This window comes from Stenotrophomonas sp. 86428_Sma (assembly GCF_056481585.1).
Genome location: NZ_CM151156.1, coordinates 3,581,300 through 3,594,475 on the forward strand (window position 1 = coordinate 3,581,300; position 13,176 = coordinate 3,594,475).

General features: G+C 67.6%; 12 protein-coding genes. 8 read left to right on the plus strand and 4 right to left on the minus strand.

All coding sequences use genetic code 11. The features are described 5' to 3' along the window. Positions 1-78 precede the first annotated feature (78 nt). The 7 genes from ACZK3J_RS16530 (at position 79) to rnfB (ending at position 7,435) form a co-directional block, all read left to right on the plus strand. Positions 79-2,019: a DUF885 domain-containing protein gene (locus ACZK3J_RS16530; protein WP_032128975.1), complete on the plus strand. Its 1,941-nt coding sequence runs from the start codon at positions 79-81 to the stop codon at positions 2,017-2,019. A gap of 16 nt (positions 2,020-2,035) precedes the next feature. Continuing rightward, positions 2,036-3,106: a serine hydrolase domain-containing protein gene (locus ACZK3J_RS16535; RefSeq protein WP_049463209.1), complete on the plus strand. Its 1,071-nt coding sequence runs from the start codon at positions 2,036-2,038 to the stop codon at positions 3,104-3,106. Further along, positions 3,103-3,507, plus strand: coding sequence for an SMU1112c/YaeR family gloxylase I-like metalloprotein (gloA2, locus tag ACZK3J_RS16540; protein WP_049463208.1), 405 nt, complete (start codon positions 3,103-3,105; stop codon positions 3,505-3,507). The genes ACZK3J_RS16535 and gloA2 overlap by 4 nt, the downstream gene beginning before the upstream one ends. A gap of 195 nt (positions 3,508-3,702) precedes the next feature. Then, positions 3,703-4,146, plus strand: coding sequence for a DUF2147 domain-containing protein (locus tag ACZK3J_RS16545; RefSeq protein WP_032130402.1), 444 nt, complete (start codon positions 3,703-3,705; stop codon positions 4,144-4,146). Between the two features lie 101 nt (positions 4,147-4,247). After that, positions 4,248-6,329: a methionine--tRNA ligase gene (metG, locus tag ACZK3J_RS16550; protein WP_049463207.1), complete on the plus strand. Its 2,082-nt coding sequence runs from the start codon at positions 4,248-4,250 to the stop codon at positions 6,327-6,329. 76 nt (positions 6,330-6,405) lie between these two features. Next, complete coding sequence (locus ACZK3J_RS16555; RefSeq protein WP_049463206.1) at positions 6,406-6,996, plus strand: HAD family hydrolase; 591 nt, start codon at positions 6,406-6,408, stop codon at positions 6,994-6,996. A gap of 25 nt (positions 6,997-7,021) precedes the next feature. Further along, positions 7,022-7,435 (plus strand): Rnf electron transport complex subunit RnfB, encoded by a 414-nt coding sequence (gene rnfB / locus ACZK3J_RS16560; RefSeq protein ID WP_080291848.1) that lies wholly within the window; start codon positions 7,022-7,024, stop codon positions 7,433-7,435. 151 nt (positions 7,436-7,586) lie between these two features. Here rnfB and ACZK3J_RS16565 read toward each other — a convergent pair whose 3' ends face one another. Continuing rightward, positions 7,587-7,934, minus strand: coding sequence for a RidA family protein (locus ACZK3J_RS16565; RefSeq protein WP_478476075.1), 348 nt, complete (start codon positions 7,932-7,934; stop codon positions 7,587-7,589). Positions 7,935-8,126: 192 nt separating this feature from the next. Here ACZK3J_RS16565 and mprF point away from each other — a divergent pair, with 192 nt between their 5' ends. Then, entirely contained in the window at positions 8,127-10,691 is a 2,565-nt protein-coding gene (mprF, locus tag ACZK3J_RS16570) for a bifunctional lysylphosphatidylglycerol flippase/synthetase MprF (protein WP_478476076.1), read from the plus strand. Positions 10,692-10,929: 238 nt separating this feature from the next. Here mprF and ACZK3J_RS16575 read toward each other — a convergent pair whose 3' ends face one another. The 3 genes from ACZK3J_RS16575 to ACZK3J_RS16585 form a co-directional block, all read right to left on the minus strand. Further along, positions 10,930-12,276, minus strand: a complete 1,347-nt coding sequence (locus ACZK3J_RS16575; RefSeq protein WP_414578567.1) for a virulence factor family protein — start codon at positions 12,274-12,276, stop codon at positions 10,930-10,932. 78 nt (positions 12,277-12,354) lie between these two features. Next, on the minus strand, positions 12,355-12,972 hold the full coding sequence (locus ACZK3J_RS16580) for a DUF998 domain-containing protein (RefSeq protein ID WP_478476077.1): 618 nt from the start codon (positions 12,970-12,972) through the stop codon (positions 12,355-12,357). Beyond that, entirely contained in the window at positions 12,969-13,142 is a 174-nt protein-coding gene (locus tag ACZK3J_RS16585; RefSeq protein WP_049398321.1) for an oxidoreductase-like domain-containing protein, read from the minus strand. The genes ACZK3J_RS16580 and ACZK3J_RS16585 overlap by 4 nt, the downstream gene beginning before the upstream one ends. Positions 13,143-13,176: the final 34 nt, after the last annotated feature.

Consider the following 13,176-nt stretch of genomic DNA (forward strand, 5'->3'; position numbering starts at 1 on the left):
AGCTGACTGCGCCTTCACGCTGGCCGTACGCGGCCGGATCGTGCAAGCTCCACGGTCTGTGTTCCACGGAAGCTCCTGATGCCGCATCCCACCCGCGCCCTGGCCGCCGCCATCGCCGCGTTGTTCCTGTTCAGCGCCGTGCCGTCGGCCGAAGCAGCGAAAAAGAAGGCCAGCCGCCCTGCCGCCGCGCAGACCCGCCAGGCCGCCAAGCCCAAGGCCCGGCCTGCCCGCGCTACCGCGCCGGCCCGTGGCAGTTCGGCGCGCCGTGCCACGCCGCGTCCGGTCGCACCGGCCCGCGCCGTACCCAAGCAGGTGCAGCTGGAGCGCCTGTATGACGAATACTGGGATGCCTCGATGCGGTTGAATCCGCTGCAGGCAACCTTCCAGGGCGAGGCCCGCTACAACGACCAGCTGCCCAACATCCTGTCCGCCGCGTGGCGCCAGCAATCGCACGACTTCACCACCGAGTGGCTGGGCAAGGTCGAGAAACTCGGCAGCGACGGCCTGCAGGGCCAGGACCTGCTCAGCTACGAGATCTTCGTGCGCGACGCGCGCGCTTCGCTGGCCGCCGAGCGCTACCCGAGCTGGATGATGCCGATCAGCCAGTACTACAACGTCGGCAGCATCATGGCGATCCTCGGTGCAGGTGCCGGCGCGCAGCCGTTCAACACAGTGCAGGACTACGACACCTGGTCGCGCCGTTCGCTCGGCATTCCCGAGCTGTTCGACCAGGCCATCGACAACATGCGCCAGGGCATGAAGGCCGGCGTGGTGCAGCCACGCGACCTGATGGAAAAGGTACTGCCGCAGCTGGATGCAGTGATCAAGCCGACTGCTGAAGAGAGCATCTTCTGGTCGCCGATCCGCACCATGCCCAACACCATCGCGGCCGAGGACAAGGCCCGCATCAGCGCCGAATACAAGCGCATGATCGAACTGCGCATCATGCCGGCCTATCGTGCCCTGCGCGGTTTCATCGCCACCGAATACCTGCCCGCCTCGCGCACCAGCAGTGGCCTGGGCGCACTGCCCGATGGCCAGGCCTGGTACGCCAACCTGATCGTGCAGACCACGGCCAGCGACCAGACCGCCGCGCAGCTGCACGCGCTGGGCGAACAGCGCGTGCAGGAACTGCAGGCGCAGATCGCCACGGTGATGAAGGACGCCAAGCTGCGCGGCACGCCGGCCAAGCTGCTGCGCAGCATGCGTAACGACCGCCAGTTCCAGTACGGCGACGCCAATGCGTTGATCAACCGCTATCGCCAGGTGCAGCAGCAGGTCAACGCACGCCTGCCGCAGGTGCTCGATACCCTGCCCAAGTCCGCGCTGGACGTGCGCGCGGTGGAACCGGAGCGTGCACTGACCGCCGCAGCAGCGGCCTACCAGCCGTCTGCGGCCGGGCAACCGGGCGTGCTGTACGTGAACACCCGCGACCTGCCCAGCCGCAAGCGCTGGAATGTGCCGGTGCAGTACCTGCATGAAGCGATCCCCGGCCACCACGTGCAACTGGGCCTGCAGCAGGAGCTGGCCAAGCTGCCGCGCTTCCGCCGCCTGGGTGGCGATCTCGCCTTCGTCGAAGGCTGGGGCCTGTATGCCGAAACACTGGGTGAGAACCTGGGCATCTACACCGATCCCTACGACCGCATCGGCTACCTGTATTCGCGCCTGCTGCGCGCTGCCCGCGTGGTGGCCGACACCGGCGTGAACGCCCAGGGCTGGAGCAAGCAGCAGGCCGTGGCCTACCTGCAGAAGACCGTGGACATGAGCAGCGATGACGCCAACGCCGAAGTCGAGCGGATCATGGCCCAGCCCGGCCAGGCGCTGTCCAACGTGGCCGGCCTGACCACCATTGTCGCCCTGCGCGACAAGGCCAAGGCACGCCAGGGTGCCGCCTTCGACCTGCGCCGCTTCCACGCCGAACTGCTGAAGGATGGCTCAATGCCGCTGGACGTGCTGGACCGCAAGATGGAGCGCTGGATGGCCCAGCCGGCCAGCGCCACGCCCGCGCCTTCACCCTGACCCCTCCGGAGCCGCCATGCGCCCTGCCGTCGCCCTGTTCGCCGTCGTACTGGGCCTGCTGCCGCTGGCCACCTCCGCCGCACCGGTGCTGACCCCACCGGATGCGGGCATCGACGGCCTGATGCAGGCCTACGATGGCCAGGTACCCGGCGCCGCCGTGCTGGTACTGCACGACGGGCAACCGGTATTCCGCCGCGGCTACGGCCTGGCGGTGCTGGAGGACGGCACCACGATCACCGCAGCCAGCAACTTCCGGCTGGCCTCGGTCAGCAAGCAGTTCACCGCTGCGGCGGTACTGCTGCTGGTGGAGGATGGCCGGCTTGGGCTCGACCAGCCGGCCCGGCAGTGGCTGCCCGAGTTGCCGCCGGCTGCAGCGGCCATCACGATCCGCCAACTGCTCTCGCACACCGGTGGCCTGCTCGACTACGAAGACCTGATGGACCCGGCTGACCCTCGGCAGGTGCATGATGCCGACGTGCTGACCCTGCTGTCGCGCCAGGACCGGCTGAATTTCGCACCCGGCACGCAGTATCGCTACAGCAACAGCGGCTATGCACTGCTGGCAATGATCGTCGGCCGCGCCTCCGGACAGGATTTCGCCACTTTCCTGCAGCAGCGCATCTTCCGCCCGCTGGGGATGGCGCATACCGTGGCCCACCAGGACGGCGAGGACACGGTCGCTGCACGCGCCTATGGCTACAGCTGGATCGATGGCCGTTGGCAACGCACCGACCAGAGCACCACCAGCGCCGTGCTCGGCGATGGCGGCATCTATTCCTCGCTGGACGACCTGGCCCGCTGGGATGCGGCGCTGTATGACGACCGCCTGCTGTCGAAAGCCTCGCGCCGCGCGATGTTCAGCCCGGCCACGTCGACGCCTGAAGCCGACGTGCCGCACTACGGCTTCGGCTGGCGCCTGAACGGGCCGGTGCAATGGCACAGTGGCGAAAGCATCGGCTTCCGCAACGTGATCGTGCGCCATGCGGACAAGCACCTGACCGTGATCGTGCTGACCAACCGCAACGACCCCGAACCCTATCCGCTGGCGCTGAAGATCGCCCAGCGCTGGCTGGACACCCTGCAATGACCCGCGATGCCGACGCCCTGCTGGGCATCCACCACGCCGCACTGATCTGCAGCGACTACGCACGCTCAAAGGACTTCTACGTGCGCATCCTCGGCCTGCGCGTGCTGGCCGAGAACCACCGTGCCGCGCGCGATTCCTGGAAGCTGGACCTGGCCCTGCCCGACGGTGGCCAGCTGGAACTGTTCTCCTTCCCCTCGCCGCCGCCCCGTCCCAGCCGCCCGGAAGCCCAGGGCCTGCGCCACCTCGCGTTCCGCGTCGCCCGGCTGGAACCCTTCATCCAGCGTCTGGCCGCGCATGGCGTGGTGTGCGAACCGATCCGCGTGGACGAATACACCGGCCGCCGCTTCACCTTCTTCGCCGACCCCGACGACCTGCCGCTGGAGCTGTACGAAGTCGGTTGAGCGTTCTTCAATCGAGATTCATCCACGCATGGCGTTGATCTACCGTGTCGACCAAGGTCGACACCTACCAACAGCCGCAGAAATCTGTCAGAGGCGGGGCGCAGCCCTGCAAAGCCCCCTTCCCCATACCCCGCCGAATGGGTATACAGTCGAACCATACCGGCACCGTGCCGGAATGAACCCTGGGAGGGGACCATGCGCAACACCTTCAAGACCCTGCTGCTGGCACTGCCGCTGTGCCTGGCCGCCCTGTCGGCACAGGCCGCCGACGGCGCCGCCGGCCGCTGGAAGACCATCGACGACAAAACCGGCAAGGTGAAGTCGATCGTCGAGATCAGCCAGGCCGCCAACGGCACGCTGACCGGCAAGGTGGTCGACATCCTGCACTCGGACAAGGGCCCGAACCCGGTCTGCGACGGCTGTGAAGGCGCCAACAAGAACAAGCCGGTGAAGGGCATGACCATTCTCTGGAACCTGAAGGCCGACGGCGCCAACAAGTGGTCCGGCGGCACCATCCTCGACCCGGCCAACGGCAAGACCTACAAGTCGAAGATGGAACTGCAGCCCGGCGGCACCAAGCTGGACGTGTCCGGCTGCATTGCCTTCATCTGCCGCGCGCAGACCTGGCAGCGCGAATAAGCCCCCAGGCCCCGCTTCATCCCCGTGACCCGGCTTCGGCCGGGTCACGTCGTTGCGGGCATGCGATACTCTGCGGTTCCCCTCGGCTTCACCCCGCGACCATGACCCGTACCGCGCTCGTCACCACCGCCCTGCCCTACGCCAACGGCCCGCTGCATCTGGGCCACCTGGTCGGCTACATCCAGGCCGACATCTGGGTGCGTGCGCGGCGAATGAGTGGCGGCAAGGCCTGGTTCGTCTGCGCCGACGACACCCACGGCACGCCGATCATGCTGGCCGCGGAAAAGGCCGGGGTCACCCCGGAAACCTTCATCGCCAACATCCAGGCCAGTCACGAACGTGACTTCGCCGCCTTCGGCGTGGCCTTCGATCACTACGACTCGACCAATTCGGCGGCCAACAAGGCGCTGACCGAGCAGTTCTACCTGAAGCTGGAAGCGGCCGGCCACATCAGCCGCCGCTCGGTGGCGCAGTTCTACGACCCGGCCAAGGGCATGTTCCTGCCCGACCGCTACGTCAAGGGCATCTGCCCGAACTGCGGCAGCCCCGACCAGTACGGCGACAACTGCGAAGTCTGCGGCGCCACCTATGCGCCGACCGACCTGAAGGAGCCGCGTTCGGTCATCTCCGGTGCCACGCCGGAAATGCGCGATTCGGAGCACTTCTTCTTCGAGGTGGGCCACTTCGATGCATTCCTGCGCGAATGGCTGGCCGGCGATGTCGCCCTGCCGGGCGTGAAGGCCAAGCTGGGTGAGTGGCTCAATGCCGAAGGTGGCCTGCGCGCGTGGGACATCTCGCGCGACGCACCGTACTTCGGTTTCCAGATTCCGGGCCAGCCGGGCAAGTACTTCTACGTCTGGCTGGATGCGCCGATCGGCTACCTGTCCAGCTTCCAGACCCTGTGCGGCAAGCTCGGCGAAGACTTCGAAGCGCATCTGCGCGCCGGCACCGCCACCGAGCTGCACCACTTCATCGGCAAGGACATCGTCAACTTCCACGGCCTGTTCTGGCCGGCGGTGCTGCATGGCACCGGCCACCGCGCGCCAACCCGCCTGCACGTCAACGGCTACCTGACCGTAGACGGCGCCAAGATGAGCAAATCGCGCGGCACCTTCGTGATGGCGCGTACCTTCCTCGACGCCGGCCTGGAGCCGGAAGCGCTGCGCTACTACTACGCCGCCAAGTCCGGCGGTGGCGTCGACGATCTCGACCTGAACCTGGGTGACTTCATCGCCCGCGTCAACGCCGACCTGGTCGGCAAGTTCGTCAACCTGGCCAGCCGCTGCGCCGGCTTCATCAGCAAGCGTTTCGACGGCCAGCTGGCCGCACAGCTGCCCGATGCGGCGCAGTACCAGCGCTTCGTCGACGGCCTGGCGCCGATCCGTGAAGCCTACGAGCGCAACGATCCGGCCGCGGCGATCCGCCTGACCATGACCCTGGCCGACGAAGCCAACCGCTACATCGACGACGTCAAGCCGTGGGTGATCGCCAAGCAGGATGGCGCCGACGCGCAGCTGCAGGCCGTGTGCAGCCAGGGCCTGAACCTGTTCCGCGTGCTGGTCACCGCCCTGAAGCCGGTGCTGCCGGCCACCGCTGCGCAGGCCGAGGCCTTCCTGGCCGCGCCGGTGACCGACTGGACCGAACTGGCGCAGCCGCTGCTGGGCCATCGCATCACCGAGTACACCCCGCTGTTCACCCGTATCGACCCGAAGAAGATTGACACCATGATCGACGCCTCCAAGGACACCCTGCAGCCGGCCGCCGCTGCCGCCCCCGCCGCCAAGACCGACGCCGCCAAGCCGGCCGCACCGGCACCGGCCAAGGACGAAGCCAAGGGTGCCGATGCTCCGGCCTACATCGGCATCGACGATTTCGCCAAGCTCGACCTGCGCATCGGCAAGGTGCTGGTCTGCGAGTTCGTGGAAGGTTCTGACAAGCTGCTGCGCTTCGAACTGGACGCCGGCGAGCTGGGCAAGCGCCAGATCTTCTCCGGCATCCGCGCCAGCTACGGCGAGCCGGAGAAGCTGGTCGGCCGCAGTGTGGTGTTCATCGCCAACCTGGCCCCGCGCAAGATGCGCTTCGGCCTGAGCGAAGGCATGATCCTGTCGGCCGGTTTCGACGGCGGCGCGCTGGCGCTGCTGGACGCCGACAGCGGCGCGCAGCCGGGCATGCCGGTCCGCTGATGCCCGCAGCGGGCGTGGTTGCGGCCACGCCCGCCGGCAGCACCGGCCTCGGGGCAACGCGATGGGAGGCAACGGAATGGAACTGGCGCTGTTCGACTTCGACCACACCGTGACCACCTGCGATACCTATGGCCGTTTCCTGCGCCGCGTGGCCACGGCCGAACAGCTGGCACAGGCGTGGTGGAAGGTCGGCCCGTGGCTGGCCGCATACAAGCTGAAACTGATCTCGGCCGAGCGCATCCGCGCGCGCGTCACCCGTTTGACCTTCAGCGACCGCCACAGCGATGACATCGCCACGCTGGCCGCCGGCTTCTCGCGTGAGTTCCTGCCCGACGTGGTGCGCCCGGAAATGCTGGAGCAGATCCGCTGGCACAAGGAACAGCAGCACACCGTGGTGATCGTGTCCGGCTCGCTGGACCTGTACCTGCGGCCGTGGTGCGAGCAGCTGGGCCTGCAGTTGATCTGCAACCGGCTGGAGAGCCAGGACGGACGCCTGACCGGCCGTTACGCCGGTGGCGACTGTGGCCCGCGCAAGGTCGAGCACATCCGCCGCCAGTTCGATCTGTCGCGTTACGTGCGCATCCATGCCTACGGTGACAGTTCCGAGGACAAGCCGATGCTGGCGCTGGCCCACGAGCGCTGGTTCCGTGGCAAACCCTTGAAGTAACCCCAACGCGCAGCCTTCGCCACGCATGAGCCTGATTCCTCCCCTGACCGAACGCCTCGACCGCCTGCTGCCGCAGACCCAATGCGGGCAATGCGGCTACGACGGCTGCCGCCCGTATGCGCAGGCCATGGCGCGCGGCGAGGCAGGCGTGGACCGCTGCCCGCCGGGCGGCGACGCTGGCGCGCGCGCACTGGCGCAGGTACTGGACGTACCCGCCATTCCGTTTGATCGTTCGCGCGGCGAGCACAAGGCGCCGCAGGTGGCATTGATCGTGGAAGCCGACTGCATCGGCTGCACCAAGTGCATCCAGGCCTGCCCGGTGGATGCCATCGTCGGTGGCGCCAAGTACATGCACACGGTCATTGCCGATCTGTGCACCGGTTGCGAGCTGTGCATTCCACCGTGCCCGGTGGACTGCATCGAGCTGGTGCCAACGTAGCCATCAGACCAACCGGCAGTGGAGCGGCGGGGTAGAGTCGACTGTTTGTCGACTGCTCTTCGTTCCGGCGGCGCAAAACCCCGCGCTGCGCGCGATAGTCGACTAACCGTCGACTCTACCCTCCGCTGGTGGGACCTGACCTTGCCTGCCGTTACGGTACCGCCGCCGTCACTACGATCTCGACCTTCCAGTCAGCGTGGGCCAGCTTGGCCTCGACCGTGGCACGCGCCGGGGTCGCACCCTCGACCACCCACTCATCCCACGCCTTGTTCATGCCGTCGAAGTCAACCATGTCGGCCAGGAACACCTCGGCGCGCAGCACGTGCTGGCGGTCACTGGCGACCAACGCCAGCAGCTTGTCGATTTCTGCCAGCACCTGCCGGGTCTGGCCGGTGATGTCCTGGCTGGTGTCTTCCGGAATCTGGCCGGAGAGATAGGCGACCTTGTTGTATACGGTCATTTCGGACATGCGCGGTCCGACGTCGTAACGCTCCATCATGGGCGTGGCTCCTGCGGTTGATCAGGCCTGCATTGTCCTCCAAACCGGTCGACGGTGGGTGCACGGGCATCCTCCGCGACACGTCACTACCGGGCTCCGACGGTCCCACTGGTCAAATGACGATGACAGGCGCACGATGCGCCACGCCCGCGTTGACACCGCCCTCGCCCCTCCTGCCGCACCCTTGCGCCGATGACCGCCCCCGTCGATTCCACCACTGCCTCTTCCACGCCAACCTGGAAGCGGGTTGCCACCATCGTCATCCCCCTGCTGATCCTCGCCCTGGCCCTGCACGGCCTGGCCAACGAGTTCGACGAGCACGGCTATCGCGCCATCCGCCAGGCGTTCCGGCAGCTCAGCGGCACGCAGATCGCGCTCACCGTGGTACTCGGCCTGGCCAGTTACGCCTGCCTGATCGGTTTCGATGCCATCGGCCTGCGTCGCAGCGGCATCCGCGTGCACCCCGCGCGCGTCGGCATCACCGCCTTCCTTGCGCACACGCTGGGCCAGACCGTGGGTTTTGCCGCGTTGACCGGCGGCGCGGTGCGCCTGCGTGGCTACCGCAGCGCCGGCCTGGACCTGGCGCAGATCGGGCAGGTGGTGCTGATGAGCACGCTCGGTTTCGTGTTCGGTGCATGGCTGCTGATCAGTGTGGCGCTGTGCATGGAACCGGCAGCGGCGGCATTGGCGTTGCCGTTGAATCCAGACGCGGTGCGCGTGGTCGGCGTGGCCGCCCTGCTCGCATTTGTGGGCACCGTGTTGCTGGTCGGCCGCGAGGGACGGCAGTTCAGCGTGTTCGGCCATGCACTCTGGTTGCCCGACCGCCGCACCATGCTGGGTGTCACCGTACTCAGCGTGATCGAACTGGTGCTGGCCAGTGCCGCGTTCTACGTGCTGCTGCCGGACTCCACGCCGACCGGCCTGCCGGGCTTCGTCGGCCTGTACCTGGTGGCAGTGCTGGCCGGCTTGGTCTCGACGGTTCCCGCGGGCCTGGGCGTATTCGAATGGAGCCTGTTGAAGCTGTTGCCACAGGTGGCACCGGCTGCGGTGCTGGCGGCGGCGCTGATCTATCGCGTCACCTACTACGTGCTGCCGCTGGTGCTGGCCACCCTGCTCGCCCTTGCGCCTGCCCTGCGGCAGCCGCTGCAGGCCAGCGCCGGAGCAACGCGTGCCGGCTGGAACGCGCTGCGCCCGTGGCTTCCGCAGATCATCGCGCTGGCGGTGTTCAGCATCGGCGCCGCGCTGGTCATCGACGGCACGCTGCCGACGCCTCGCCGTCACCTGGTCAATGCCTCGCTGCCGATCCTGGAGACATCCCATCTGATTGGCAGCCTCAGCGGCGTTGCACTGCTGCTGATCGGCCAGGGCCTGGCCCGGCGCAGCCATGCGGCGTGGGTGCTGGCGATGGCAGTGTGCGTGATCACCCCGCTGCCGCTGTGGCTGCGTGGTGGCCAGCTGTTGATCGCGGTCTCGGCAGTGCTGGTGGCGATGGCACTGTGGGCCGCACGCCGCGAGTTCTACCGCCAGGGTGCCCTGCTGGACGAAGCCTGGTCGTGGCCGTGGCTGCGCAATCTCGGCCTGGTGCTGGTTGCGGTCACCTGGCTGCTGTTCTTCACCTACAGTCATGTCGAATACCAGAACGAGCTGTGGTGGCAGTTCGCGGTGTCGGGCAATGCACCGCGCGCACTGCGTGCGTTGCTGGTGGTCGCCATCGCGCTGGTGATGTTCGGCCTGGCGCGGCTGCTGCACAGCACGCGCAGCCCGCTGCCAGCCGCCGACGAGGCCACGCTGCAGTCCCTGGCGCCGGTACTGGCCGGTGCCACCGATACCCAGGCCTGCCTGGTACTGACCGCCGACAAGGCGGTGCTGCGCGATGACGCGAAACAGGGCTTCGTGATGATGCAACGCTACGGCGGTTCGCTGATCGCGATGGGCGATCCGGTCGGCCCGCCTGACGTGGCGCGCGCGTTGATCTGGCGCTTCCGCGAGGAAGCCGACCGGCTGGGCCTGCGCCCGGTGTTCTACCAGGTGGGCGAGACCTACTGGCAGACCTACCTCGACCTGGGCCTGGGCCTGGTCAAGCTGGGCGAGGAAGCGATGGTGCCGCTGCACGACTTCGGCCTGGAAGGCCGCGAACGCGCCGATCTGCGCCAAGCCTGGAACCGGGGCAAGCGCGGTGGCCTGTCCTTCCGCGTGGCACCGGTGGAGGAAATTCCCAGCCTGCTGCCGCGCCTGCACGCAATTTCCAACGCGTGGCTGGAAGACAAGGCCGGCGATGAGAAGGGCTTCTCGCTGGGCAGCTACGACCCGGACTACCTGGTGCGCTTCCCGGTGGCGCTGGTCGAAGCCGAGGGCCAGATCGTGGCGTTCGCCAACCTGTGGCAGGCACCGGCTGGCGCCGAGCTGTCGGTCGACCTGATGCGCCACGTCAACGAAGCACCGAAGGGCACGATGGACTTCCTCTTCATCGAACTGTTCCTGTGGGGCCGCGCGCAGGGCTATGCGCGTTTCTCGCTGGGCATGGCACCGTTGTCCGGGCTGGCACAGCATCGGCTGGCCGGTCGCTGGAACCGACTGGCCGGTCTGCTGGCGCGGCACGGCGAACGCTTCTACGGGTTCAGTGGCCTGCGCCGCTTCAAATCGAAGTTCGATCCGCAGTGGCGGCCGCGCTATCTCGCCGCGCCCGGCGGCATGCATCTGCCGGCCGCGCTGCTGGATGCCACGCGCCTGATCTCGCTGGATCCGCGGCGGAATTGAAGCCGCGATCCGCCAGGCATGACCCGGCGCTACCTGCCACCCGGCAGGTGTCGACCTTGGTGGACACGCTCATTCCACGGCACCTTCAGCCCCGGCGCCGACCAAGGTCGGCGTCTACCAACAGCCGTCGAGCGTGGCTCGACGCTACATGCGCCTGGTAGGTGTCGACCTTGGTCGACACGCTCATTCCACGGCACCTTCAGCCCCAGCGCCGACCAAGATCGGCGTCTACCAAACGCTACACCCCGCCCTTCAGGATCACTTCGGCGAGGCGGTCGTAATCGCCACCGAAATGGTGATCGCCCGGCAGCTTCACCTTCCTCACGCCGTCATTGGCCGGCAGATCCGGGCACAGCGCGTCCTCATCCTTGTCGCCGTACACGCACAGCGTTTTTTCCGCCGGCAGCCTGGCCACTTCCGGTGCAATCGGCAGGCCGTCACCGCCACCGCCCAGCCAGTTGCTGACATGGAATTCGAAGTCGGCCTTCCTGCCCACCGACAGCAGCACGATGCGCTCCAGCGCCTCACGGGTGCCGACGTCGAGCTGGTTGATGGTGGCCGGCAGCACGTCGGCGCCCTGCGAGAAACCGATCAACATCACCTTGTCGCGGTGCCATTGCTGGCGGTAGTGGTCGATGATCTTCTGCAGGTCGCCCGCAAAGCCCTTCGGTGTGCGCTTGCTCCAGAAGTAGCGCAGCGAATCGATGCCGACGACCGCCACGCCATGCTCGTTGAGTGACGACGCCACGTTCTTGTCCAGGCCAGCCCAGCCACCGTCACCGGAGACGAACACCGCCAGCGTATCGCCGCTGCCGGTCGCCGGCATTTCCACCACGGGCAGGCCCTTCAGTGCAGCAGGCGGCGGTGCCAGGCTGACGCCGGCCTGCGCGCCGATCACCCGTGCCGCAGCCACCAGGCCCGGTGACGCATCACCGCGCGCGGTGCGCTTGAACTCGCGTGCCATCGCGACCTGCTGCACGAACGCGCTGGCCTGGCCGACCTTGCAGCCGCGGTCACCGGCCGCGCTCAACCACGGAAAATTCAGTTCGGCCGGCTGCAGCCTGTCGTGCTTCACACCATCGCCGCAGACCATGCGCTGGTGGTTGTGGTCCGGGCAGAAGCCGGTGGTCAGTACACCGGCAAACACCTGGGTATCGGCCTGCGCTGCCAGCGAATAGGCCATCTCGGCACCTTCGCCATCACCGCCGACCAGCGGCAGGTGGTAGCCGGGCAGATGCAGCGAGGCCTGCAGCCAACGTGAGAAATTCTCGACGTCACCGGAACCGAACGAACAGGTCAGGTCCCCCTCGCGCTTGAGCACACCGCGCAGGTGCGCAATGTCCACTGCCGCGACCAGCGCGCCATCGGCACGCAGGGCCTCGATCGGCAGGCGGCTGGTGTCACCACCGGCCGTGGGTTCGTGGAACCAGATCACCACCCGTTGCGGCGTGCCGGATGGCATGTGCACCGGAATCTGCTCGAACCGCCCATGGCTGAACTGCTGCGGGGTCACGGCCGCCGTTGCCGGCAGCGCGGCCAGCGCCAGTACCACACCCATTGCCCTGCCCAGCCCTGCACGCTTCATATCGCATCCCCGATGGAATGCGCACACGATACGCCGCCGCCGCGTGCACGGCACGTACCGGCGCAGGCCGTTGGGGATTCAGTGGGCTGCGGCCCGACGGCTGCGACGGTACAGGGCCATCGCCAGATACAGCAGCCAGCCAACGATCACCGCGATCACCACTTTCTGTCCCAGCCCACGCGGTGGACCACCACGCCACAGCACATGCAGCCACAGCAGCACAAAGGCCAGCCATGCCCAGCCCCAGAGCAGGCCCGCAGCGGACTGCCAACCCGGTTCGCGGCGCAGATACCAGGCCTGCAGCAGCATGCCGACGCTGGCACACAGGAACGCCGTGTTGGCTGCCAGCCCATGGATGAACCGTGCCAGCAGCGGTGTTGCTTCAGGCAGCCAGCTGTCGCCGATGGCGACCGTCGCCAGGCCCAGCGCGGAAACCGTGAACAGCAATGGTGCGGCCGCACTGCGCCGCGGGCCGATGCTGCCGCGATACAGCGCAATGCCAAGCGCCGCAATGGCCAGCGCCAGCAGGCAGTAGGCAGCGCGCAATGCCAGCCCCCACGGCCCGTGCAGGTACAGGCTCAAGGTCGCCCGCACCCAGTCCAGATCACTGCGCGCAACCTGGGTCCACAGCGCGGTGGCCACGAACAGCACCAGTGCCACCAGCGCCAGCACCGCCGCCGGGCGTGCACGGCTCATGGTGCGGCCTCTGGATGCCGCGTCTTCCACTCGGCCAGCGCCTTGCGGTAGCGCTGCAGCTCATCGGAATACAGGTCCAGCACACACAGCGGGCAACCACTGCCGCAGCATTCGTTGGGGCCGGGTTCTTCCGGTGGCAGCGGGCGGGGATCGGGATCAGGGACGGACACGGTCGGAAACGGCAATCATTGGAAACAGGTCACC

Bases quoted from the DNA above. Each gene is read 5' to 3' on its own strand.
- ACZK3J_RS16530 (WP_032128975.1), top strand. From the start codon at position 79: ATGCCGCATCCCACCCGCGCCCTGGCCGCCGCCATCGCCGCGTTGTTC.
- ACZK3J_RS16535 (WP_049463209.1), top strand. From the start codon at position 2,036: ATGCGCCCTGCCGTCGCCCTGTTCGCCGTCGTACTGGGCCTGCTGCCG.
- gloA2 (WP_049463208.1), top strand. From the start codon at position 3,103: ATGACCCGCGATGCCGACGCCCTGCTGGGCATCCACCACGCCGCACTG.
- ACZK3J_RS16545 (WP_032130402.1), top strand. From the start codon at position 3,703: ATGCGCAACACCTTCAAGACCCTGCTGCTGGCACTGCCGCTGTGCCTG.
- metG (WP_049463207.1), top strand. From the start codon at position 4,248: ATGACCCGTACCGCGCTCGTCACCACCGCCCTGCCCTACGCCAACGGC.
- ACZK3J_RS16555 (WP_049463206.1), top strand. From the start codon at position 6,406: ATGGAACTGGCGCTGTTCGACTTCGACCACACCGTGACCACCTGCGAT.
- rnfB (WP_080291848.1), top strand. From the start codon at position 7,022: ATGAGCCTGATTCCTCCCCTGACCGAACGCCTCGACCGCCTGCTGCCG.
- ACZK3J_RS16565 (WP_478476075.1), bottom strand. From the start codon at position 7,934: ATGATGGAGCGTTACGACGTCGGACCGCGCATGTCCGAAATGACCGTA.
- mprF (WP_478476076.1), top strand. From the start codon at position 8,127: ATGACCGCCCCCGTCGATTCCACCACTGCCTCTTCCACGCCAACCTGG.
- ACZK3J_RS16575 (WP_414578567.1), bottom strand. From the start codon at position 12,276: ATGAAGCGTGCAGGGCTGGGCAGGGCAATGGGTGTGGTACTGGCGCTG.
- ACZK3J_RS16580 (WP_478476077.1), bottom strand. From the start codon at position 12,972: ATGAGCCGTGCACGCCCGGCGGCGGTGCTGGCGCTGGTGGCACTGGTG.